The organism is Nonomuraea sp. NPDC049625, assembly GCF_040675285.1.
In the GTDB taxonomy this organism is placed as follows: domain Bacteria; phylum Actinomycetota; class Actinomycetes; order Streptosporangiales; family Streptosporangiaceae; genus Nonomuraea; species Nonomuraea angiospora_A.
The window spans coordinates 161,517-182,759 of sequence record NZ_JBFAOQ010000007.1 but is presented as its reverse complement, the minus strand read 5'-3'; the positions used below and the strand labels follow the sequence as shown (position 1 = coordinate 182,759).

At 71.7% G+C, this 21,243-nt stretch carries 17 protein-coding genes; 11 read left to right on the top strand and 6 right to left on the bottom strand.

The genetic code is table 11. From position 1 onward, the window contains the following. Positions 1-34 precede the first annotated feature (34 nt). Positions 35-745 carry a hypothetical protein gene (locus AB0J87_RS29875; protein WP_363970405.1) on the bottom strand — a complete coding sequence of 237 codons (711 nt, stop codon included), beginning with the start codon at positions 743-745 and terminating at the stop codon, positions 35-37. A gap of 42 nt (positions 746-787) precedes the next feature. On the opposite strand from AB0J87_RS29875, the gene AB0J87_RS29870 reads away from it, so the two are divergent. The 3 genes from AB0J87_RS29870 to AB0J87_RS29860 all read left to right on the top strand — a co-directional run bounded on the left by AB0J87_RS29870 (position 788) and on the right by AB0J87_RS29860 (position 6,678). Beyond that, entirely contained in the window at positions 788-5,089 is a 4,302-nt protein-coding gene (locus tag AB0J87_RS29870) for a cation-transporting P-type ATPase (RefSeq protein ID WP_363970403.1), read from the top strand. A 100-nt stretch (positions 5,090-5,189) separates the two neighbouring features. Continuing rightward, on the top strand, positions 5,190-5,315 hold the full coding sequence (locus AB0J87_RS29865; RefSeq protein ID WP_350726089.1) for a hypothetical protein: 126 nt from the start codon (positions 5,190-5,192) through the stop codon (positions 5,313-5,315). Positions 5,316-5,418: 103 nt separating this feature from the next. After that, positions 5,419-6,678: a serine hydrolase domain-containing protein gene (locus AB0J87_RS29860; protein ID WP_363970401.1), complete on the top strand. Its 1,260-nt coding sequence runs from the start codon at positions 5,419-5,421 to the stop codon at positions 6,676-6,678. 48 nt (positions 6,679-6,726) lie between these two features. Here the strand turns inward: AB0J87_RS29860 and AB0J87_RS29855 are convergent, their stop codons facing one another. The 5 genes from AB0J87_RS29855 to AB0J87_RS29835 form a co-directional block, all read right to left on the bottom strand. Beyond that, positions 6,727-8,274, bottom strand: a complete 1,548-nt coding sequence (locus AB0J87_RS29855) for a DUF4038 domain-containing protein (RefSeq protein WP_363970400.1) — start codon at positions 8,272-8,274, stop codon at positions 6,727-6,729. Beyond that, a complete protein-coding gene (locus AB0J87_RS29850; protein WP_350726095.1) occupies positions 8,274-9,266 on the bottom strand; it encodes a sugar phosphate isomerase/epimerase family protein in 993 nt (330 codons plus the stop codon). The genes AB0J87_RS29855 and AB0J87_RS29850 overlap by 1 nt, the downstream gene beginning before the upstream one ends. A gap of 13 nt (positions 9,267-9,279) precedes the next feature. Next, positions 9,280-10,119 carry a carbohydrate ABC transporter permease gene (locus tag AB0J87_RS29845; RefSeq protein WP_350726097.1) on the bottom strand — a complete coding sequence of 280 codons (840 nt, stop codon included), beginning with the start codon at positions 10,117-10,119 and terminating at the stop codon, positions 9,280-9,282. Then, positions 10,116-11,057, bottom strand: a complete 942-nt coding sequence (locus AB0J87_RS29840; RefSeq protein WP_357733646.1) for a sugar ABC transporter permease — start codon at positions 11,055-11,057, stop codon at positions 10,116-10,118. Before AB0J87_RS29840 ends, AB0J87_RS29845 begins: the two co-directional genes overlap by 4 nt. 72 nt (positions 11,058-11,129) lie before the next feature. After that, entirely contained in the window at positions 11,130-12,407 is a 1,278-nt protein-coding gene (locus AB0J87_RS29835; protein WP_363970397.1) for an ABC transporter substrate-binding protein, read from the bottom strand. 205 nt (positions 12,408-12,612) lie between these two features. Here AB0J87_RS29835 and AB0J87_RS29830 point away from each other — a divergent pair, with 205 nt between their 5' ends. The 8 genes from AB0J87_RS29830 to AB0J87_RS29795 all read left to right on the top strand — a co-directional run bounded on the left by AB0J87_RS29830 (position 12,613) and on the right by AB0J87_RS29795 (position 21,227). Beyond that, a complete protein-coding gene (locus AB0J87_RS29830) occupies positions 12,613-13,500 on the top strand; it encodes a transketolase (protein ID WP_363970395.1) in 888 nt (295 codons plus the stop codon). Next, entirely contained in the window at positions 13,497-14,450 is a 954-nt protein-coding gene (locus AB0J87_RS29825; RefSeq protein ID WP_350726103.1) for a transketolase C-terminal domain-containing protein, read from the top strand. The genes AB0J87_RS29830 and AB0J87_RS29825 overlap by 4 nt, the downstream gene beginning before the upstream one ends. Further along, a complete protein-coding gene (locus AB0J87_RS29820) occupies positions 14,443-15,909 on the top strand; it encodes an FGGY family carbohydrate kinase (protein ID WP_363970393.1) in 1,467 nt (488 codons plus the stop codon). The genes AB0J87_RS29825 and AB0J87_RS29820 overlap by 8 nt, the downstream gene beginning before the upstream one ends. Then, a complete protein-coding gene (locus AB0J87_RS29815) occupies positions 15,906-16,550 on the top strand; it encodes a DUF2291 domain-containing protein (protein ID WP_363970391.1) in 645 nt (214 codons plus the stop codon). Before AB0J87_RS29820 ends, AB0J87_RS29815 begins: the two co-directional genes overlap by 4 nt. After that, positions 16,547-18,085 (top strand): sugar ABC transporter ATP-binding protein, encoded by a 1,539-nt coding sequence (locus AB0J87_RS29810; protein ID WP_363970389.1) that lies wholly within the window; start codon positions 16,547-16,549, stop codon positions 18,083-18,085. Before AB0J87_RS29815 ends, AB0J87_RS29810 begins: the two co-directional genes overlap by 4 nt. Next, complete coding sequence (locus tag AB0J87_RS29805; RefSeq protein WP_355197748.1) at positions 18,082-19,164, top strand: ABC transporter permease; 1,083 nt, start codon at positions 18,082-18,084, stop codon at positions 19,162-19,164. The genes AB0J87_RS29810 and AB0J87_RS29805 overlap by 4 nt, the downstream gene beginning before the upstream one ends. A 16-nt stretch (positions 19,165-19,180) precedes the next feature. Next, complete coding sequence (locus AB0J87_RS29800) at positions 19,181-20,179, top strand: D-ribose ABC transporter substrate-binding protein (protein ID WP_363970386.1); 999 nt, start codon at positions 19,181-19,183, stop codon at positions 20,177-20,179. A 73-nt stretch (positions 20,180-20,252) separates the two neighbouring features. Next, on the top strand, positions 20,253-21,227 hold the full coding sequence (locus tag AB0J87_RS29795; protein WP_350726117.1) for a sugar-binding transcriptional regulator: 975 nt from the start codon (positions 20,253-20,255) through the stop codon (positions 21,225-21,227). Positions 21,228-21,243: the final 16 nt, after the last annotated feature.

Below are 21,243 nucleotides of genomic sequence, written 5' to 3'. Positions count from 1 at the left end.
GGACGTTCCTCCCTCCGCCCGAACGCATGGCCTATTACGGCGCGCTCGGCGCGCTCGCCGCGGTCGGGGTGCTCGAATGGCCCGTCGCGGCCGCCATCGGCGCCGGGACGATCCTCGCCCGGCGGGGTCTGCCGCGGGCCGCGTTCGGGAGGCAGCGCGCGACCACCACACCGACCAGGGAGCCCGCGGCCCGGGAGACCACGACCCCGAGCAGGCGGGCCACGACCGGGACGACCAAGCGCGCCACGACCGCCACCCGGCGCGGCACTGCCGGGACCACGACGACCGGCACCACCACGAGGCGCAGGGCCGCCACAACCGGCGGCACGACCGGCACCACGACCACTGGCACCACCACGAGGCGCAGGGCCGCCACAACCGGCGGCACGACCGGCACCACGACCGCCGGCACGACCACGAGGCGCAGGGCCGCCACAACCGGCGGCACGACCGCCGCCACCGGCGGCACCACCCGGAGCACGACCAGAGGCACCGCCGCCAAGCCGGCCACGACGACCGGCACCACCACAAGGCGCAGGGCCACCACGGCCGGCGGCACGACCGGCACCACCACGAGGCGCAGGGCCGCCACGACCAGCGGCACGACCGGGAGCACCACCAGAGGCACCGCCGCCAAGAGCACCCGCACCACGAGAAGCACCACGCGCAAGGCGACCGGGACCTCCGGCACCACCACCAGGTAGACCACCTCGACTTCGAGCTCGACAAGCAGGCGAAAGAGCACCGCACCGAGCAGGTGACCACGACGCCGTAGACGGGAGACCACATGGCGTTGTTCGGCCTGCTCAACGCTGGCACGCTGCTGAACATGCTCCCGGAGCCGGTGCGGAGCGTCCTCCCGCGCTCCCGCCGGGTTCAGCCGTGCCCGGGCGGAGCTCGTATCGAGCTGCGCACCATCGGCGGCCCGCGCACCGAGCGGCGCGCCCGCGAGTTGGAAGACCGCCTCAAAGCGGTGGGAGTGCGGCGCGCCGAGGTGAACGGGGCGCTCGGCTGCGTCTTCGTGGCCTGCGACGTCACGACGGACGACATGGACAAGCTCGTGGCCGTCGTGGAGGAGCTCGACGAGGCCGATGCCGAGGACGGGGCCGGGGACGGCTCCCCGGCCCCCGCCCGGGACGGCGTGGAGCAGCAGGACCGCTCCGTCGTCAGCCTCGGCCTGCACCTGGCCGGCACCGGGCTCGCCCTGGCCGGCCGGCTGGCCCGCGTCCCGCGGCTGTCCGCGGCGGTGCCCGGTCTCCTCTCGCTGGCCGAGCACACCCCCCTGGTACGCAGGGAACTGGAGGAGCGCATCGGCAAGCCCCGCGCGGACGCGATGATCGCGATGACCCGGGTCGTCTCCCACACGCTGGCCATGCGGCCCATGTCCCTGCTGATCGACTCGGTCGCCGCGGCCGGCCGGTACGTCGACTCGCGTGCCGGGCTCAAGGCGTGGGAACAGCGCGAGGAGCAGTTCGCGACCGTGACGGGGGCCTACCGCCACACCAGGGCCGCCTCACCGCCGCGCCCGGGCCGGCTGCCCCGCGGGCCCGTGGAGCGGTACGCCGACGCCGCCAGCGCGGTGTCGCTGGCGGGGCTCGGCCTGACCACGGTACTCAGCAGCGACCGCGAGCGGGGCCTGTCCGTGCTGATCGCCGGCATCCCCAAGGCCGCGAACCTCGGCAGGGAGGCCTTCGCCAGCGCCGTCGCGCGCGGCCTCGCCGGGCGCGACACGATCGTGCTCAACCGTGACGTCCTCGTCCGCATGGATCGCATCGACACCGTGGTCCTCGACGCCGCCGTGCTCACCACGGGCGCGTGGGCGATCGACGACGTGACCTCGCTCGGCCCCGACGTGGACGGCGACGATCTGTACACCCGGCTCTACGCGCTGATCGACCTCGCCGACCCTTCGGCCCGGCGCGAGCGCGACGGGTGGAGCGCCGAGCCCCATGGAGCGCAGGACCGTACCACCGTCATGGTCAAGCGCGACGGGACCCCGATCGCCCTGGTCCACCTGGTCCCCGAGCTGCATCCGCTCGCCGAGGCCCTGGTCGAGGCGGCGCGGGGCACCTGCGACATGGTCCTGGCCGGCGGGGAGCCCGCCCTCGCCAAGCGGCTGCGCATGGACCGCGTGGTCCAGAACGGGCCGCGGCTGGGCGCGTCCGTGCGGGTGCTGCAGTCGGAGGGCCACGCCGTGGCCGTGGTCTCGCAGCGGGGGCGCAGCGGGCTGCGCCAGGCCGACCTGGGCATCGGGGTGCTCGAAGGGGCGCGGCGCGTCCCCTGGGACGCCGACGTGATGGGCGGGCTCGAAGGCGTGCACCTGCTGCTGCAGTGCCTGTCGTCGGCCAGGAAGGCGAGCGTCCGCGGGGTCCTCGTGGCGGCCGCCGGCTCGGTCGTCGGCACCGGCCTGGCGTTCCTCGGCCCCGCCACGCTCGCCATCGGACGCGCCAACCTGGCACGCGACTGCACCGCGCTCGCCACCCTCACGGTCGGTGAGTGGATGGGGCGCAGCGCCGGGAGCAGGCCCGCGCCGATCCTCGCCGACCACACGCCCTGGCACGCCATGGCGGCCCGCGACGTCCTGGCCCGGCTCGCCACCTCGCCCGAGGGGCTGAGCGAGGCGGAGGCCGCACGCCGCAGGACGGGCCCGGCGCGGCCCGCTGCGGCCGGCCCCGAATCCCTGCTCAGCGCGACCCTGCACGAGCTGGCCAACCCGCTGAGCCCGGTCCTGGCCGCGGGCGCGGGCGTGTCGGCCGGGCTCGGCTCCGCGCTGGACGCCGTGCTCATCTGCGGCGTGATGGTGGTGGACGCCGTCCTCGGCGGCGCGCAGCGGCGCAACGTCGCGCGGGCGCTGCACCGCCTCACCGAGACCACCGCCATCCGGGTACGGATCCGCCGGCCCACGGGCGCCGTGGCGGGCTTCGCCGACGACCTGGCTCCCGGGGACGTGATCGAGCTGCGCGCCGGCGACGCCGTACCGGCGGACGGGCGGCTCATCCAGGCGGCCGGGCTGGAGATCGACGAGTCCACCCTCACCGGCGAGTCGCAGCTCGTCTCCAAGACGGACACGCCGACCGCGGCGCCCGCCGTCGCGGACCGCACCTCGATGGTCTACGAGGGCACGACCGTCGCGGCCGGCCACGGGTACGCCGTGGTCGTGGCGACCGGAGCGGCCACCGAGGCGGGCAGGACGGCCAGGCTCAGCCAGGAGGGCCCGCCGCCGAGCGGGGTCGAGCTGCGCCTGCGCGCGCTGAGCCGCCGGATCCTCCCGGCGGCTCTCGGTTCCGGCCTGCTCCTGATGGTCGTCGAGCTGGTACGCGGCTCGCCGCTGTCGCAGGCGCTCGCCCCGGCGGTGAGCATGATGGTGGCGGCGGTCCCCGAGGGGCTGCCGTTCGTCGCCACCGCGGCCGAGCTGGCCTCGGCCAAGCGGCTGTCGGTGCACAACACGCTGGTGCGCAACCCGTCCACGATCGAGGCGCTGGGCCGCGTGGACGTGCTCTGCTTCGACAAGACGGGGACGCTCACCGAAGGTCACATCAGCCTGCGGCGGGTGTCGGACGGCCGGGCCGAGCAGTCGGTGGAGGAGGCCACGCCGGAGCTGCGGGCCATCGTGGGCGCGGCGCTGCGCGCGGGGCCCAGGTTCGAGGGCGGGCGGGCCATCCCGCACCCCACGGACCGCGCGATCGTGGAGGGCGCCGGCAAGCTCGGCGTCACCCCGAGGTACGGCCTGCGTACGTGGCACCGCGTGGACGAGCTGCCCTTCGAGCCGGCCCGCGGCTACCACGCCGTCCTCGGCCGGTCGGAGGCGGGACAGCTGCTGAGCGTCAAGGGCGCTCCCGAGATCGTGCTCACCAGCTCCACGAGCATCGTCGTCGACGGGGAGACCGTACCCCTGGACGATCGGATGAGGCGGCAGCTGGAGGAGGAGGTGGACCGGCTGGCCCTGCACGGCTACCGCGTGCTCGCCGTCGCCGAGCGCCCCGCCTCGAGCCGCGCCGACCTCGACGAGTCGCGCATCGAGAACCTGTGCTTCCTCGGGTTCCTGGGCCTGGCGGACCCGGTGCGCCCGACGGCGAAGCGCAGCGTGGAGGACCTGATGCGGGCCGGCGTGCGGGTCGCCATGCTCACCGGCGACCACCCCAGCACGGCGGAGGCCATCGCCGCGGAGATCGGCGCCCTGAACGGCCTGCGCGTGATGACCGGCCCGGAGCTGGAGCAGCTGGACGACGAGGCGCTGGCCGAGGAGCTGCCGAAGGTGGCGGTGTTCGCCCGGGTGACGCCCGAGCACAAGGCCCGGATCGTCACCTGCTGGCGCAAGGCCGGCAAGGTCGTGGCCGTGACCGGCGACGGCGCCAACGACGTGCCCGCGATCCGGCTCGCCGACGTGGGCGTGGCCCTCGGGTCGCGCGCCGCGCCGGCCACCAGGGCCGCCGCGGACATCGTCGTGGTGGACGACCGCATCGAGACGATCATTGACGCGATCGTCGAGGGCCGGGCGATGTGGACCTCCGTGCGCGACGCGCTGGGCATCCTGCTCGGCGGCAACGTCGGGGAGATCGCCTTCACCCTCGGCTCCAGCCTGCTCACCGGGCGCAGCGCGCTCAACGCCCGCCAGCTCCTGCTGGTCAACCTGCTCACCGACATGTTGCCCGCGATGGCGGTGGCCATCCGGCCGCCGAGCGCCGCGAGCCCGGAGAAGCTCCTGGCCGAGGGCCCGGAGGCGTCGCTGGGCGCCGCGCTGACCAGGGACATCTACCTGCGCGCCATCACCACGGCCGTGGCGGCGGGCGCGGCCTGGGTGCTGGCCCGGATGACCGGCACCCGGGGCCGGGCCGATACGGTGGGGCTCATCGGCCTGGTGGCGGCGCAGTTGCTGCAGACGCTGGCGCTGGGCGGCGGGGATCGCACGGTGGTGCTCGCCTCGGTGTCGTCCCTGGCGGCGCTGGGCGTGATCGTCTCCGTGCCCGGTCTCAGCCAGCTCTTCGGCTGCCAGCCGGTGGGGCCGCTGGCGTGGGGGATCGCGCTCGGGTGCGCCGGGGCCACGGCCTGGGTGACCACCATGATCGAACGGTCGAACGCCGAGGGATAGTCATCTGGAGTTCACCCTATGGACATCCGGTTTCTCACCGTATATACATCTTTCTACCCCAATATGACTTGAAGCGTAGTTTCAACGAAGAGGTAGAGAGTTGTCCGAATTCCTGGCCTCCCTGCTCGCCAAGGCCGCGATGATGCTCCTTGAGGCACTGCTCGCTCGGTTCGTCCAGAGCCTCGCCGCGTCGATCTTCAGCCCGGCGGGCCTCCGGATCGCCTGACCGCCCCGCGCGCCCGTCCGGCGTTTCCCCGTTGCGCACACTGTTCCTTGTGAGTACAGTGTTCGCAAGAGGGAACGCCGTACGCAGCGCGGGGAGATGAACGATGTCCACGAGCACCAGTTGGGACATGAAGGGCACCTGGGACACCAAGGGCCGGTGGGACGTGCACGAGCGGCCCGGCCTGTCACAGGCGGGGCTGGACCGGATGCGGCAGGTGCTGGCCGGACATGTCGGGTCCGGGAGCGTACCCGGGCTGGTCGCGCTGGTCGGCAGGGGCGACGAGACGCACGTCGAGGCCCTGGGGACCCTGCACGTGGGCGGCACCGAGCCGATGCGGCGTGACACGCTCTTCCGGATGGCGTCGCTGAGCAAGCCGATCACGGCCGCCGCGGTGATGATCCTGGTCGAGGAGTGCCGGCTGCGGCTGGACGACCCGGTCGACGAGTGGCTGCCCGAGCTGGCCGACCGCCAGGTGCTCAGGAGCATCGACGCGCCGCTGGACGACACGGTCCCCGCGGCCCGGCCGATCACCGTGCGCGACCTGCTGACGTTCACCTTCGGGTTCGGGGTGGTGCTGGCCGCGCCGGACACGTACCCGATCCAGACCGCGATCCGCGAGCTCGGCCTGGACACCACCTCGCCGGATTTCGGGCCGGACGAGTGGATCCGCCGGCTCGGCACGCTGCCGCTGATGCGCCAGCCGGGCGAGCTGTGGCAGTACCACGTCGGCTCCGACGTGCTCGGCGTGCTCGTGGCCAGGGTGAGCGGGCAGCCGCTGGAGGAGTTCCTGCGCGAGCGGCTGTTCGGGCCGCTCGGCATGAAGGACACCGGCTTCCACGTGCCCGCCGACCGGATCCACCGCCTGCCCACCAGCTACGCGCACAACCCCGAGAACGGCGAACCGGTCGTCTGGGACGAGGCCGCCAGCGGCAAATACAGCCGCCCGCCGCACTTCCAGGCCGGCGGCGACGGGCTGGTCTCGACCGTCGACGACTACCACGCCTTCTTCCGCATGCTCCTGGACAAGGGCGCCTTCGGCGGCGCGCGCGTCCTGTCGCGGGCCTCGGTCGAGCTGATGACGACGGACCACCTGACGCCGGGGCAGAAGGTCGAGAAGGACGCGTTCGGCGACCACTTCGGCCGGCACGGCGGGTACGGGTTCGGCCTGGCGGTCCGCACCCACCGCCGCGACCTGGCCTCGCCGGGCCAGTTCGGCTGGGACGGCGGCCTCGGCACCACCGGGTACGCCGACCCGGCCGAGGACCTGGTCGGCATCCTGCTGACCCAGAGCGCGATGGACTCCGTCCACACGCCCCGCCTCCACAAGGACTTCTGGACCACCGCCTACCAGGCGATCGCCTGAGGCCCCGCCGCCACGCCCCCTCCAAGGCGTGGCGGCGGGTCATTCGTCTTATTCGTCGTAGAAGATGACCACGCGGGCCACCTGCCGCTCGTCCTCGACGGCCTCGCCGGGCCGGCGCCGGCCTCTGGCGACGACGTCGCCGGTGCGCGGGTCGACGACGCGGTAGGCGGTCGGCAGCCCGTCCTCGCGCGTCGGGCGCAGCGCGCCGCCGTGCTCCTGGTAGACCACGTGCAGGCGGCCGGGCACGCGCAGGGAGCGCGGGCTGATGAACGTCTCCCAGTCCGGCTCCATGTCGGTCGTGGGCAGGCCGTCCAGGATCTTGCCGAGCAGCCCGACGTACGTGGAGCCCTCGAAGTCGAGGGACTCGCGCCAGCCGCCCGACGGAGCCAGGAAGTACGGCGCGTGTCCGGGCTCGTCGGCGTGCAGCTTCCACTGCCAGATGTTCGCGGCGCCGTAGACCACGCCCATGGCCCCGCCCGCGCACAGGTTGCTCCACGCCTCGTGGCCCTGCCACCAGCCGGCGGCGTTGGTGACGCTGCGGGTCTGCTCGTAGGTGGGCTCGCCGTTGGCGACGGCCTTGACGGGCGTGTCGCGCCGCATGACCGCGACCCGCTCGGGGACGTGCTCGCCGCCGTGGCCGGTCTGGCACCACTGGAAGTCCAGCCAGTCGGCGTCCTGGCAGGCCCGGTTGTCGGCGTGCGGGCGGTAGTGGATGCCGGTGGGCTGGGCGTAGCAGTCCCAGGCGTGGACCTCGGCGCCGCCGGCCGCGATCTGCGGCTCGCGGCCGGAGCCGTCGGCGCCGACCAGGTAGATCGCGGGGCGGGCGCCGTAGCGGGCCACCAGGTAGCGGCAGTAGCGGGCGTACTCCTCGGGAGGTACGACCGTGCCGGCCACGTCGAGCCCCTTCCAGCCGAACCCCTGGAAGACCGGCTGGAGCACGGGCACGATCTCGTGCTCTGCCAGGATGTCCAGGAGCCGGTCCAGATACTGGAAGTAGGCGGGGTTGAGCGCGTTGACGTGCCCGCCGGGCAGGTCCTCGAAGGCGACGTCGAAGCCCTCGTCGGCGGAGCGGTCGCGCGGGCCGACGGCGCGCATGTCGGGCTGGACCGACATCAGCAGCACCGCGTTGAAGCCCTTGGCCTGCCGGTCGGCCGCGTACGTGCGCACCTGCTCCTCGGTGGCCCGCCAGGGCAGGCCCCAGGCGGTGTCGGCGACCATGATCGCCGGGGTGCCGTCGGCGTGCACGAGGCTGCGCCCGCCCGGCGACATGGTCCAGAAGCCGTGCCTCCGGAAGCGGTGCGCGGGCGGTTCGGCGGCGTCCACCTCGATGATCCCGGACGCCCCGCGAAGCCCGCGGTCGTCGAGGGACGCGTCGGTGGTCCAGTGCCAGCGGCCGTGCGCCAGCGGCGAGCTGAACCGGATCCGCCACGTGCGGCCGCCGTCGTAGAACGCCGGCCTGCGCAGGGACAGCCCGGTGTCGTGGGTGAAGTCGGCCCACACCTCGACGGCGGTGTAGGCGTCGGGGAGGTCGGCCGAGGCGGTGAGCGTGATCTCCACCTCGCGCCAGGCTCCCCCGACGCGCGTCACGTCGCCCATCAGCCGTCCACCTGGGCGCTGAGCAACGCCTTGCGCGCGATGCGCTGCGCGGCCAGGGCGTCCTGGCGGGCCTGGGCCTCGGCGAGGGCGTCCACGTCGAGGACCTGCAGGGCCCGCCAGATCGTCCGCATGACCTCGATGCCGGCGCGGGCGGCCTCCACCGAGTCCTCGCGGAAGGGGAACTGGTCGAGCTGCCAGACGCCCTGCCAGCCGGCCTGGCGCAGGGTGTGGAAGAACTCGAAGGTCTCGACGAGGTGGATGGAGCCGACGACCATGTCGTCGTCCCAGCCGCGGAAGTTGTCGTTGACGTCGATGGCGTAGAGCCGGTCGTGTTCGAGGATGAGCTGGGCCGCGTCGGCCGGGGACTCGAGGCCGTACAGGGAGTGGCCGAAGTCCAGCAGGATGCCGACGTTGGGCACGTCCATCTTCTCGATGGCCAGCAGGGTGCGGGCGGCCGAGGAGAAGGTCATGCGGTTACGCGGCTCGCGCGGCTTGTACTCGATGGCGAAGCGCAGGTCGGGGTGGCGCTGGGCCAGCTCGCGGACGGCGTCGATGGACATCTGCCACAGCGCCTTGTAGTCGGCCTGGAAGGGGTAGTCCCAGCCGTCCTGGCCGGGCCAGAGCTTGACGTAGTCGCAGCCGAGGCGGCGGGCCAGGTCGGCGGACTCGCTGACCAGCTCGATGGCCGCGCGCCGGATCTCGGGGTCGGGGTTGGTGAAGCCGCCGCGGGCGAACTTCCTGGTGTAGATCTCCGGCGTCAGCGCGATGGCCCGCAGCCCGTTGGCCTTCAGCCGGTCTTCCAGCTGGTCCACGTCGAGGTCGGCGGGGTTGAAGGGATAGTTGATGTCGACCACGGACAGGCTGCCGACCTGGCCCGCGCGGTCGATCGCCTCCAGCGTGGAGACGGGCGGGCCGTACCCGTCCGTGGCGTAGCGGTCGCGGAACTGCCCGAAGTGCCAGAGCCCGGCGCCGAACAGTGGTTCTGCTGCCATACGGAATGGTCTCCTATCCCTTGATCGCGCCGGCGAGGGCGCCTTGTGTGAAGAAGCGCTGGAACATCAGATAGACGATGAGGACCGGGAGGATGGACATGATGATGAAGGCGTTGAGCTGCCCGTAGTTCGAGGCGAACTGCGACTGGAAGGCCTGCAGCGCCAGCGGCACCGTACGCGCGTCCTGGTCCTGCAGCAGCACCAGGGCCATCCCGTACTCGTTCCAGGTGGCGACGAAGTCCAGGATGAACAGCGCGGCCAGCGCGGGCTTGGCCAGCGGCAGGATCACCCGTACGAACAGGCGCCAGTTCCCCGAGCCGTCGATGCGGGCGGCCTCGTCGAGCTCGCGGGGCAGGGAGCGGAAGAACCCGTACAGGAAGAACACCTGGGACGGGATGCCGAAGGCCAGGTAGGGCAGGATGATCCCGTTCGTGGAGTTCAGCAGCCCCATGCTGGACAGCGTGGTGAACATCGGGGCGATGGCGACCTGCACCGGCACCATCGCACCCAGGGTGATCACGATGAGCAGGATCCGCTGCCGCTTGAAGCGCAGCCGCGCGATGGCGAACGCCGCCGCGGCCGAGATCATCAGGCCGAGCGGCACCTTGATGAGCGCGATGTAGGCGCTGTTCTTGGCCACGGTCCACAGCTCGCCCCGCTCCGCGGCGGCGGCGTAGTTGTCCCACCGCCACACCTCCGGCAGCGCCCAGATGGACGAGCGGCCGATGTCGGCCGTGGACTTCAGCGAGGTCAGCACCATGAAGGCGAACGGCGCGAGCCAGATGAGCGCGCAGACGACCAGCGCGATCCACAGCCCGATGAGCGGGTAGTTGGCACGGCGGACCGCGTTCATCGCTCGTCCTCCTTCAAGGTCCACATCAGGTACGGCAGGACGAGCGCCAGGGTGATCACGAGGAGCACGACGGCCAGCGCGTTGCCCCCTCCGAAGTTGTGGTTGATGAACGACTGGCTGTAGGACCACAGGGCCAGCACCTGGCTCGACTGGGCCGGGCCGCCGTTGGTCATGCCGACGATGAGGTCGAACACCTTGAGCGAGCTGATCACGGTGAGCACCAGGACGACGGTGAAGGTCGGCCGCAGCGCCGGGAGGGTGACGTTCCGGAAGGTCTGCCAGGCGGAGGCGCCGTCGAGCTTGGCCGCCTCGACCAGGTCGGCCGGCACCGTCTGCAGCCCGGCCAGGAACAGCACCATCGAGAAGCCCGTCGTCTGCCAGACGAAGGCGACGAAGACGGAGTAGAGGGCGATCTGCGGGTCGCCGAGCCAGTCCTGGATCCACGACGACAGGCCGAGGGACGTCAACGTGCTGTTGACCAGGCCGGAGTTCGGGTTGTAGATCCACGTCCACATGGTCGCCACGGCGATCGAGGCCAGCACGGCCGGGATGTAGAACGCCGAGCGCAGCAGGTTGCGGCCGAGGAGCCGGTGGTTGAGCGCCAGGGCGAGCAGCAGGGCGAGCACCGTGGGCACGACGAGCGAGAGCACGACCCAGATGACGCTGTTGCGCAGGGCGGTGTGGAAGACCGTGTCGTTGGTGAAGATGTCCTGGTAGTTCGCCAGTCCCGCCCAGATCTGCGGCACGGTGGGGAAGCCGTTCCACCGCACGAAGCTGAGGTAGATCGCCGAGACGATGGGGAACAGCAGGAAGATCCCGTAGAGCGCCAGCGCGGGCGCCAGGAACGGCAGCGCGCCCAGGACGGGCAGGCCGCGACGTGGCGTGCGGGGGCGGTGCGAGGGGTGGGTGGGTCGTGACGTGGTCGGGGCGGTGGACACGGTGGCCAAGGCCGCTCCTCCTCGGGTGATCGGACCGGCCGGGGAGCGGTCCCCCCGGCCGGTCACGGCTGGTCAGTCCTTATGGGTGTCGATGAACTTCTGCAGCAGCGCGCCCGCCTCCTTGGGGGCGATCGAGCCGCTGGTGACCCCGTTCTGGATGCGCCAGTACTCGGTCGTCACGTCGGTGGGGAAGTTCTGGTCGTTGTTGAGGAAGAACCCCTTGGCCTTGCCGGTCAGCTCGGCGATCTGCGTGTTGATCGGCGCGAGCGGGTTGGCGCCCTTGGTGTCCTTGTTCACCGGGACCGAGGAGAAGACGCCCAGGTACTTGCCCTCCACGGCGGCGGAGGTGAAGAAGTCCAGGAACTTGGCGGCCTCGTCCGGGTGCTTGCTCGACTTGCTGATGTACATGCCCTCGGAGAAGCCGTAGAGCCGGTCGGTGCCCGTGGGCATCGGGAAGACGCCCACGTTGTTCTGGTCGTCGCCGGCGTCGATGTTCTGCTGGGTGAACCAGTCACCCTCGAGCTGCATGGCCGACTTGCCCGAGTGGAACATCGCGCCCGCCTCGGCCACCGGCAGGCCGGCGAAGCCCTTGTTGAAGTAGTTGCCCGACCACTGCTTGAGCTGCTCGAAGGACTTGTCCACACACGGCTGCCCGGCCCAGCTCGTCGCGCGGGTGTTGAGCTTGTCGCCCAGCTCGGCGCCGCAGTTGGTCTCGATGAACGTGTCCAGCAGGCGCATGACGTGCCAGTTGTCCTTGCCGCCCATGGTGATCGGCGTGAGCCCGGCGTCCTTGAGCTTCTGCGCCGCCGTGGCCCACTCCTGGTACGTGGTGGGCGGCGCGCTGATGCCCGCCTTGGCGAACTGGTCCTTGTGGTAGTAGACGACCTCGGTGCGCTGCGTCCAGGGCACGCCGTGGTAGCCGCCGTACTGCTTGTACGCCGCCAGGGTCGACGGGTTGAACCGGTCGGCCCACTTGTACTGCTGGTAGTACTTGCCCAGATCGAGGCTCACGCCCGACTTGACGAGCTCGCCGCCGAGGCCGGGCCCGGCCCAGTTGTAGTAGATGTCCGGGCCGGAACTACTGCCGGCCGTGGTGCGCAGCGCGTCCTTGTGCGCATCCACCGCGCGGTACTGAAGATCTACCTTGATGTTCGGGTTCTGCTTCTCGAAGTCGCCGATAATCGACTTGAACGCGGCGTTTGCCGTGTCCGCGTTCTGCGTGACCATCCACCAGCTCAGCTTGACCTGCCCCCCGCTGGTCGCGCTGGTGTTGTCTTGGACTCGGCCGCTGCAGGCGGTCAGGAGCAGCGCAGACGCTGCCAGAGCTGCCGCTTTGCTTGGGATGTTCATTGCCTCTCCAGAGGGCTGGAGGCGATTGAATAGCTATTCAATACCGCCTGTCTATTCGAGCGGAATGTAACGTCGGCGACATACAGCCGTCAAGAAGCAGGCGAGTCGCAAGCTTCCGCACCTCATTGACATGAACGCGATGGCGGCCTTAGCTTCAAAATATGCCTAGTCATATTGGAATAGATATTCAAGGCGTGGCGCGGTGATGTCGTTGCTCGCTGCCGATCCGACGCGTTCGGCCGTCTATCGTCAGGCGGCCGAGCGGATTCGCCGGGCCGACCGGCACGCCGCGGCCGCAGAGCTGGAGCTTCTGGCCACGGAGGTGCGCCGGAGCATCATCCGCATGATCGACCGTGCCCAGCTGGGGCACGTCGGGGGTGACCTGTCGGTCACCGACATCCTGGTCACCTGCTTCTACGGCGTGTTGTCCGTCGATCCGGAACGGCCGCGGTGGAGCGGGCGCGACCGTTTCGTGCTGAGCAAGGGACACTGCGCCGCCGCCCTGTACTCGACCCTCGCCCACTGCGGCTTCTTCCCCGATGCCGAGCTGGACACCTTCATGGCCCCGCTGTCGGCGCTCAACGGTCACCCCAACCGCATCAAGGTCCCCGGCATCGAGACCAACACCGGCGCGCTCGGGCACGGTCTGCCCGTGGCCACCGGGTGCGCGCTGGCCGCCAAGCTCGACGGCGCGGACTGGCGCACGTTCGTCGTGCTCGGCGACGGGGAGCTGCAGGAAGGCAGCAACTGGGAGGCGGCCATGGCGGCCGCCCACCACGGCCTGTCGTCGCTGACCGCCGTCATCGACCGCAACCGGCTGCAGCAGGGCGCCAGGACGGAGGACACCAACGCCCTGGGGGCGCTGGACGACAAATGGCGCAGCTTCGGCTGGGAGGTACGCGAGGTCGACGGCCACGACCACCTCGCCCTCCTGCAGGCGATGAGCGGCTCGTCGACCGGCAGGCCGGTCGCCGTCATCGCCCACACGATCAAGGGGAAGGGAGTGTCGTTCATGGAGGACCGCGTGGAGTGGCACCACAAGGTGCCGAGCCCCGACCAGGTCGAAGCGGCCCTCGCGGAGCTGGCACGATGACCGTGACCGACCAGCAGACCGCCTTCGACTGCCGCCAGGACTTCGCCGCGGAGCTCCTGGCCCTGGCCGCCGAGGACGAGCGGATCGTGGCCGTCTGCAACGACTCCGTGGGCTCCAGCAACCTCGTCGGCTTCCGGGAGCGTTTCCCCGACCGGCTGATCAACGTCGGCATCGCCGAGCAGGACCTCGTCGGAGTCGGCGCGGGGCTGGCCAACGCCGGCAAGATCCCGTTCGTGTGCGCGGCGGCGCCGTTCCTCACCGGCCGCGCCCTGGAGCAGATCAAGGCCGACGTCGCCTACAGCGAGGCGCACGTCGTGCTCTGCGGGCAGAGCCCGGGCATGGCCTACGGCGAGCTCGGCCCCACCCACCACTCGATCGAGGACCTGTCCTGGATGCGCGCGGTCGCCGGGCTCGACGTGATCGTCCCGGCCGACTCCGTCCAGACCCGCGCCGCCGTCCGCTGGGCGGCGGCCTCCGGCAGGCCCAGCTACGTGCGCATCCCGCGGTTCAAGGTGCCCGTGGTCACGCCCGAGGGCGCGCCCTTCGAGCCGCGCAGGGCGGTGCTGCTCGCCGACGGCGACGACGCCACGGTGATCGCCATCGGCTCGCTGACCTCCCGCGCGCTGCAGGCGGCCGCCCGGCTCCGCGAGGAGGGCGTCTACCTGCGGGTCCTCAACATGCCCTTCCTCGACCCGCTGGACGAGGAGGCCATCGTGGCCGCCGCGCGGGAGACCCGCGGCATCGTCACGGCCGAGGAGGCCACCATCAGCGGCGGGCTCGGCGCGGCCGTCGCCGCCACCGTCGTCACCCGCCACCCCGTCCCCATGCGCATCCTCGGCGTGCCCCGCGTGTTCGCCCCCACCGGTGACACCGCCTTCCTGCTCGACCACTTCGGCCTGTCCGCCGACGGCATCGTCAGCGCCGTCAAAGACCTGCTGCGCCATGGCTAGCCCGCTCATCCTGGCCATCGACCAGGGCACCAGCTCCACCAAGGCGCTGCTCGTGGACGAGGGCGGCCGCGTCGTCTCCCGCGCCGCCGTACCGGTGGCCGAGAGCCAGCCCCGCCCCGGCTGGGTGGAGCAGTCCGCCGACGAGCTGTGGCAGAGCGTGCGGCGGGCGGTCGCCGAGTGCGTCGGCCCCGAGCAGGCCGCCCGGGTCGCCGGCGTGGGGTTCAGCAACCAGCGCGAGTCGCTGGTGCTGTGGGAGCGCCGCACCGGCGAGCCGGTCGGGCCGCTGATCAGCTGGCAGGACCAGCGCACCGCCGCCCAGTGCCACGAACTGGCCGCCACCGGGGCCGCCGGCCTGGTGCGGTCGGTGAGCGGGATGCCGCTGGACCCGATGTTCTCCGCGCTCAAGGCCCGCTGGCTGCTCGACGCGTACGATCCGGACCGGCGCCGGGCCCGGGCTGGCGAGCTGTGCCTGGGCACCGTCGACTCCTGGCTGCTCAGCCGCCTCGGCGGCGAGCACGTCATCGAGGTCGGCAACGCCTCGCGCACCCAGCTGCTCGACGTCGGGACCGGGGAGTGGGACCCGCGGCTGCTGGAGCTGTTCGGGGTGCCGGCCGAGGTGCTGCCGAGGGTGGTCGCCTCCTGCGGCGCCTTCTCCGCCGTCCGCGACCTCGCGCCGCTGCCCGACGGGGTGCCGGTGCTGGCGGTCATGGGCGACTCGCACGCCGCGATGTTCGCCCACGCCGGCTGGCGGCCCGGGGTGGTGAAGGCCACCTACGGCACCGGCTCCTCGGTGATGGCCGTCGGCGGCCCTCCGGAGGCGCCCGGCCTGTGCCGCAGCATCGCCTGGGACCTCGGGGACGGTCCTGTTCATGCCGTCGAGGGCAACATCCGCGCGACCGGCCGCACCGTCAGCTGGCTGGCGGAGCTGTTCGACGTGCCCGCCGACGTGCTGCTGGCCGAGGCCGCAGACCCGGGCGACGTCCACTTCGTGCCCGCCTTCGGCGGCCTCGGCGCCCCTTGGTGGGACCCGGACGCGAGCCCCGTCATCATCGGGCTGACGCTCGCCACCCGCCGGGCCCAGCTCGTCGCCGCCGCCCTGGAGGCGGTCGCCTTCCAGGTCGAGGACGTGGTGGCCGCCGTCGATCAGGCCGTCGGCCAGGTGAGCGTGCTCATGGCCGACGGCGGGCTCATCCGCAGCGCCCGCTTGATGCAGTTCCAGGCCGACGTCAGCGGCCGGGCCGTCGCCCGTTCCGGCGAGCACGACCTGTCATGCCTCGGCGTGGCCGACGCCGCCGGGCTCGCGGCCAAGCTGTGGACGCTCGGCGAGCTGGAACGGCGCCCGCGACCCGCGGACCGGTTCGAGCCCGCCCTGGACGAGACGGACCGCGCGGCCAGGAAGGCCGCCTGGCACGAGGCCGTGCGCAGATCCCGCCCCTCCGGTGAAGGGAGCAGCACATGACAGCAACGGCGCCGACCCCCCGTCGGCGCGTCCCGATCCGCTGGATCACCACCGCGGCCGTCGCCGTGCTGGTCGTCCTCATGGCCGTCAGCACCGAGTACAGGACCGCCGAGACCGCGGCCGCGGCGGCTCCGAAGAAGTTCGACCCGGCCGCGTTCGGGGCCCAGAACTACGAGGCCAAGATCGTCCCCGCCGTCAAGAGCGCCGCCGTCGACCTGCCCGTCCTGCTCGACGCCCTGGCCGCCGACAAGGACGCCGCGAGCCAGAAGTACGGCAAGCGCCAGGGCACCGGCCCCTACACCTTCGCCGTCAAGGTGACGGGCGAGGCCGGCGCGGTCAAATCCGGGCTGCTGCCCGTCACCGTCAAGGGCCTGCCGGACGGCACCCGGGTCTCCGTGCAGACCGGACCCGCCATCAACGGCACCGCGCTGCGCGACGCGGTGGGATTCATCACGTTCGGCCAGTTCACCAACCAGGTGGAGTACGCCGACGCCGCCACCGCCCTCAACAACCAGCTGCGCGACAAACTGCTCAAAGGGCTGGACGCGGCCGGGCTGGAGGGCAAGCAGATCTCCGTCACCGGGGCGTTCACCCTGCTGACACCCCAGACCGTGACGATCACGCCGGTGGCGATCTCATGAGCGCGCCCGTCTCTGGCCCGGTCCTGCGGGCCGGCGAGGTCACCAAGGTGTACGGCGGCACGCACGCGCTCAAGGGCGTCGACTTCGACGTGGCGCCCGGCCGCGTGACCGCGCTGTTCGGCGAGAACGGCGCCGGCAAGTCGACCCTGATGAAGATCCTGGCCGGGATCGAGCGGCCCACCACCGGCCATGTCGAGCTCGACGGGCGGCCCGTGCGGCTGCACTCCTCCCGCGACGCGGCCGACCAGGGCATCTCCATCATCCACCAGGAGCTCAGCCTGTGCCCCAACCTCAGCATCCAGGACAACCTGTTCCTGGCCCGCGAGGTCCGCACCGCGTACGGCTCGATCGACCGCAAGGCACAGCGCGAGGCCACGGCCGCGGTCCTGCGCCGGCTGGAGGAGGACGTCGACCCGGACCGGCTCGTCGGCGACCTGCGGCTCGGCCAGCAGCAGCTGGTGGAGATCGCCCGCGCGCTGCTGCAGCAGGCCCGCGTCCTCATCATGGACGAGCCGACCTCGGCCCTGACCGCGCCCGAGGTCGACGTGCTCTTCCGGGTGATCAGGGAGCTGACCGCCGCGGGCGTCGCCGTCGTCTACATCTCCCACCACCTGGACGAGGCGCTGGAGATCGCCGACGACGTCGTGGTGCTGCGCGACGGGCGGCTGGTCGCCACGGCCCGGGCCGATGAGGTCGACATCCGCTGGATCGTCGAGCAGATGGTCGGCCGCGACCAGGACACGCTGTTCCCCAGCCGGGAGCCGGTGCTCGGCGAGGAAGCGCTGGCCGTCCGCCGGCTCACCGTGGCCGACCGGGCCGTCCCCGACCGGCTGGCCGTGAACGGGCTGTCGCTCAGCGTGCGCGCGGGCGAGATCGTCGGCGTCTACGGGCTGATGGGCTCCGGGCGAACCGAGCTGCTGGAGACGCTGGCCGGCCGCCTGCGGCCGTCCTCCGGCGAGGTCCTGCTGGACGGCGCGCCCCTGCACGAGGCCGGGATCCGCGACCGCATCGAGCGGGGCGTGGTGCTGGTGCCCGAGGACCGCCAGCGCGACGGTCTCGTCCAGACCATGTCGGTCGGGCAGAACCTGTCCCTGTCCGCGCTCGGCACGTTCGTCCGCGGCCTGTTCGTCTCCCAGGAGCGCGAGCGCGCCGCCGTCACCCGCACCATCGCCGACGTCACCGTCAAGACCAGCGGCGCCCAGGCGGCCATCGGGTCGCTGAGCGGCGGCAACCAGCAGAAAGTGATCATCGGCAAGGCACTCCTGACCGGGCCGCGCGTCCTGCTGCTGGACGAGCCGTCCCGCGGCGTGGACGTGGGCGCCAAGGCCGACATCTTCGAGCTGATGGCGGCCCAGGCCAGGCACGGCCTGGCCGTGCTGTTCACCACATCCGACGCCGAAGAGGCCCTGCACATCCCCGACCGGCTGCTCGTGCTCGCCCGCGGCGCCCTCGTCGGCGAGTTTCGGCGCGGCGAGCTGACCCGGGAGGAACTGATGCGCGTGTCCGACGGCGGAACCCAGGACGGTTCGTCATGACGGCGACGGCGACCACCGCGGCCCCGGAGCAGGCCGCCACCCGGGCCCGCCGCCTCTCGCTGCTGAACGTGGCCTTCGAGCTGCGCGCCTTCATCGCGCTCGCCGTGCTCATCGTCATCTTCGGCCTGCTGTCGGACTCCTTCCTCACCGTCCCCAACCTGATCACGATGACCAAGCACGTCGCCATCAACGGCGTGATCGCGCTCGGCATGCTGCTGGTCATCCTCAAGGGCGGCATCGACCTGTCCGTCGGCTCCATCGTGGGCCTGTCCGGGGTGGTCGCCGGTGAGCTCCTACAGGGTCTGCACGTCGGCGGCGTGATCGCCTACCCGCCGGTGTGGGTGGTGATCGTGCTGTGCGTCGCGGTCGGCATGGCGGTCGGCCTGATCAACGGGATCCTCGTCACCCGCTTCAACGTGGCGCCGTTCATCGCCACGCTCGGCATGCTGTACGTGGCCCGCGGCGCGGCGATGCTCATCTCCAACGGCGCCACCTACCCCAACCTGGGCGGCAACCCGGCGCTCGGCAACACCGGCTTCGAGCTGCTCGGCAGCGGGCGGCCGCTCGGCCTGCCCACCTCCATCTGGATCATGATCCTGCTGGCCGTGGCGGCCGTGCTGCTGCTGGCCAAGTCCCCGTTCGGCCGCTGGCTGTACGCCACCGGCGGCAACGAGCGGGCCGCGGACCTGTCCGGCGTGCCGATCCGGCGGGTCAAGACGATCGTGTACGTGATCTCCGGCGCCTGCGCGGCGGTCGCCGGGCTCATCATCGCCTCGGAGCTCACCTCGGCCGCCCCGCAGGCCGGGGAGACGTACGAGCTCAACGCCATCGCGGCGGTGGTCATCGGGGGCGCCGCACTCAGCGGCGGCCGGGGAACGGTGCGCGGCACCCTGGTCGGCGCGTTCGTCATCGGCTTCCTCGCCGACGGCCTGGTGATCCTGGGCGTGTCGACGTTCTGGCAGATCCTCATCAAGGGCGCGGTCATCATCCTCGCCGTGATGCTCGACCAGGGCCAGCAGCGATTCAAGCGACGGGGAGCCGCCGCGGCGGCGGTCGCCGCAAGCAAGAAGCACGACTGAACGACAAGGAGACACCATGCCCCCCACCCGCATCGTCACGTTGGCACTCTCCGTCCTGCTCGGTTGCACCACGCTCGCCGCCTGCGGCAGCGGCGGCGGCGACCAGCCCGCGAGCACCGCGAAGGCGGGCAGCAGCAGCGCCGCGGCCGCCGGCGGCCTGATCGCGATCATCACCCCGTCGCACGACAACCCGTTCTTCAAGGCCGAGGCCGAGGCGGCCAAGGCGCAGGCCGAGAAGCTCGGCTACCAGACGTCCGTGGCCTCCCACGACGACGACCCCAACAAGCAGAGCGAGCTGATCGACGCCGCCATCTCCCGCCAGGCCAAGGCGATCATCCTGGACAACGCGGGCGCCGACGCCTCCATCGGGCCGGTCCGCAAGGCCGCGCAGGGCGGCATCCCGGTCTTCCTGATCGACCGGGAGATCAACGCCACCGGCGTCGCCAAGGCCCAGATCGTCTCCAACAACTCCCAGGGCGCCCAGCTGGTCGCGCAGTCGTTCGTGGAGGCCATGAAGAGCAAGGGCAACTACGTCGAGCTGGTCGGCAAGGAGTCCGACACCAACGCCAGCGTCCGCTCCAAGGGCTTCGCCGACGTGATCTCCCAGTACCCGGACATGAAGCCGGTGGCCAAGGAGAGCGCCAACTGGGACCAGCAGGAGGCGTTCACCAAGATGGAGACCATCATCCAGAAGAGCCGCGACATCCAGGGCGTCATCGCCGGCAACGACACCATGGCCCTGGGCGCGGTCGCGGCGCTGAAGGCCGCGGGACTGCTGAAGAAGGTCGTGGTCGTCGGCTTCGACGGCAGTCCCGACGCCATCGCCGCCATCAAGGCGGGCGAGATGCACGCCACCGGGCTGCAGCCCGCCGCGCTCGGCGCCACCAGCGCCGTGGACCAGGCCGACCAGTTCATCAAGACCGGCAAGACGGGCAAGGACGAGAAGCAGTCCATCGACTGCGAGCTCGTCACTGCCGACAACGCCGACGAGTTCGGGGTGTTCGCCAGGAAGTGACCCCCGCCGGCGTCTCCGCCACGGTGGTTCGGACAATAGGCTTCATTCAGGAGTGAATAGAAAGGAGTACGCGGTGGTCCAGAACGCGGAACGTAGGCGCGACACGACCAAGGATCACCTGCGCCTCCTGGCCCGGGTCGCGCGCATGTACCACGAGCAGAACATGCGCCAGCCCGAGATCGCCGCCACGCTCAACATCTCCCAGCCCCGCGTGTCCCGCCTGCTCAAGGAGGCGGTCACGCGGGGCATGGTCCGCACGGTGGTCACGCTCCCCGAAGGGGTGCACACCGAGCTGGAGGAGGAGCTGCAGCGGCGCTACGGGCTGCGCGACGCCGTGGTCGTGGACGTCGAGGACTACCAGGACGACGTGATCCCGCCGCTGGCCTCGGCGGCCGCGGCCTACCTCGGCGTCACCTTCACCGGCGGCGACGTGATCGGCATCTCGTCCTGGAGCGAGACCCTGCTGGCCACGGTCGAACGCCTGCCGCAGAAGAACTCCCAGGTCGCCGACCGCGTCATCCAGCTGGTCGGCGGGGTCGGCAGCCCCGAGGCGCAGGTGCACGCCACCCGGCTGGTCGCCCGCCTGGCCAACCTCACCTACGCCCGGCCGATCTTCGTACCCCTGCCCGGCGTGGTCGCGACCACCGCGATCCGCGACGCGCTGCTGGAGGACCCCAGCGTGAAGGACGTGCAGGCGCAGTGGCACGACCTGACCGTCGTGCTGGTCGGCATCGGCAGCCTGGAGCCCTCGCCCCTGCTGCTCAGCAGCGGCAACGCGGTCAGCCAGGCCGACCAGGAGGAGCTGCGCGGGCTCGGCGCCGTCGGCGACGTCTGCCTGCACTTCTTCGACACCACGGGCAAACCCGTCGACTCGGGCTTCGACCAGCGCGTCATCGGCATCGACGCGCCGACCTTCCGCGCCGTCGAGCGCCGGGTCGGGGTCGCGGGCGGCATGCGCAAGCTCTCCGCGATCAAGGCCGCGATCGAGGGCGGCTGGGTCAACGTCCTCATCACCGACCTGACGATCGCCCGCCTGCTCTGCTCCTGATCGCGTTACGCTGGAT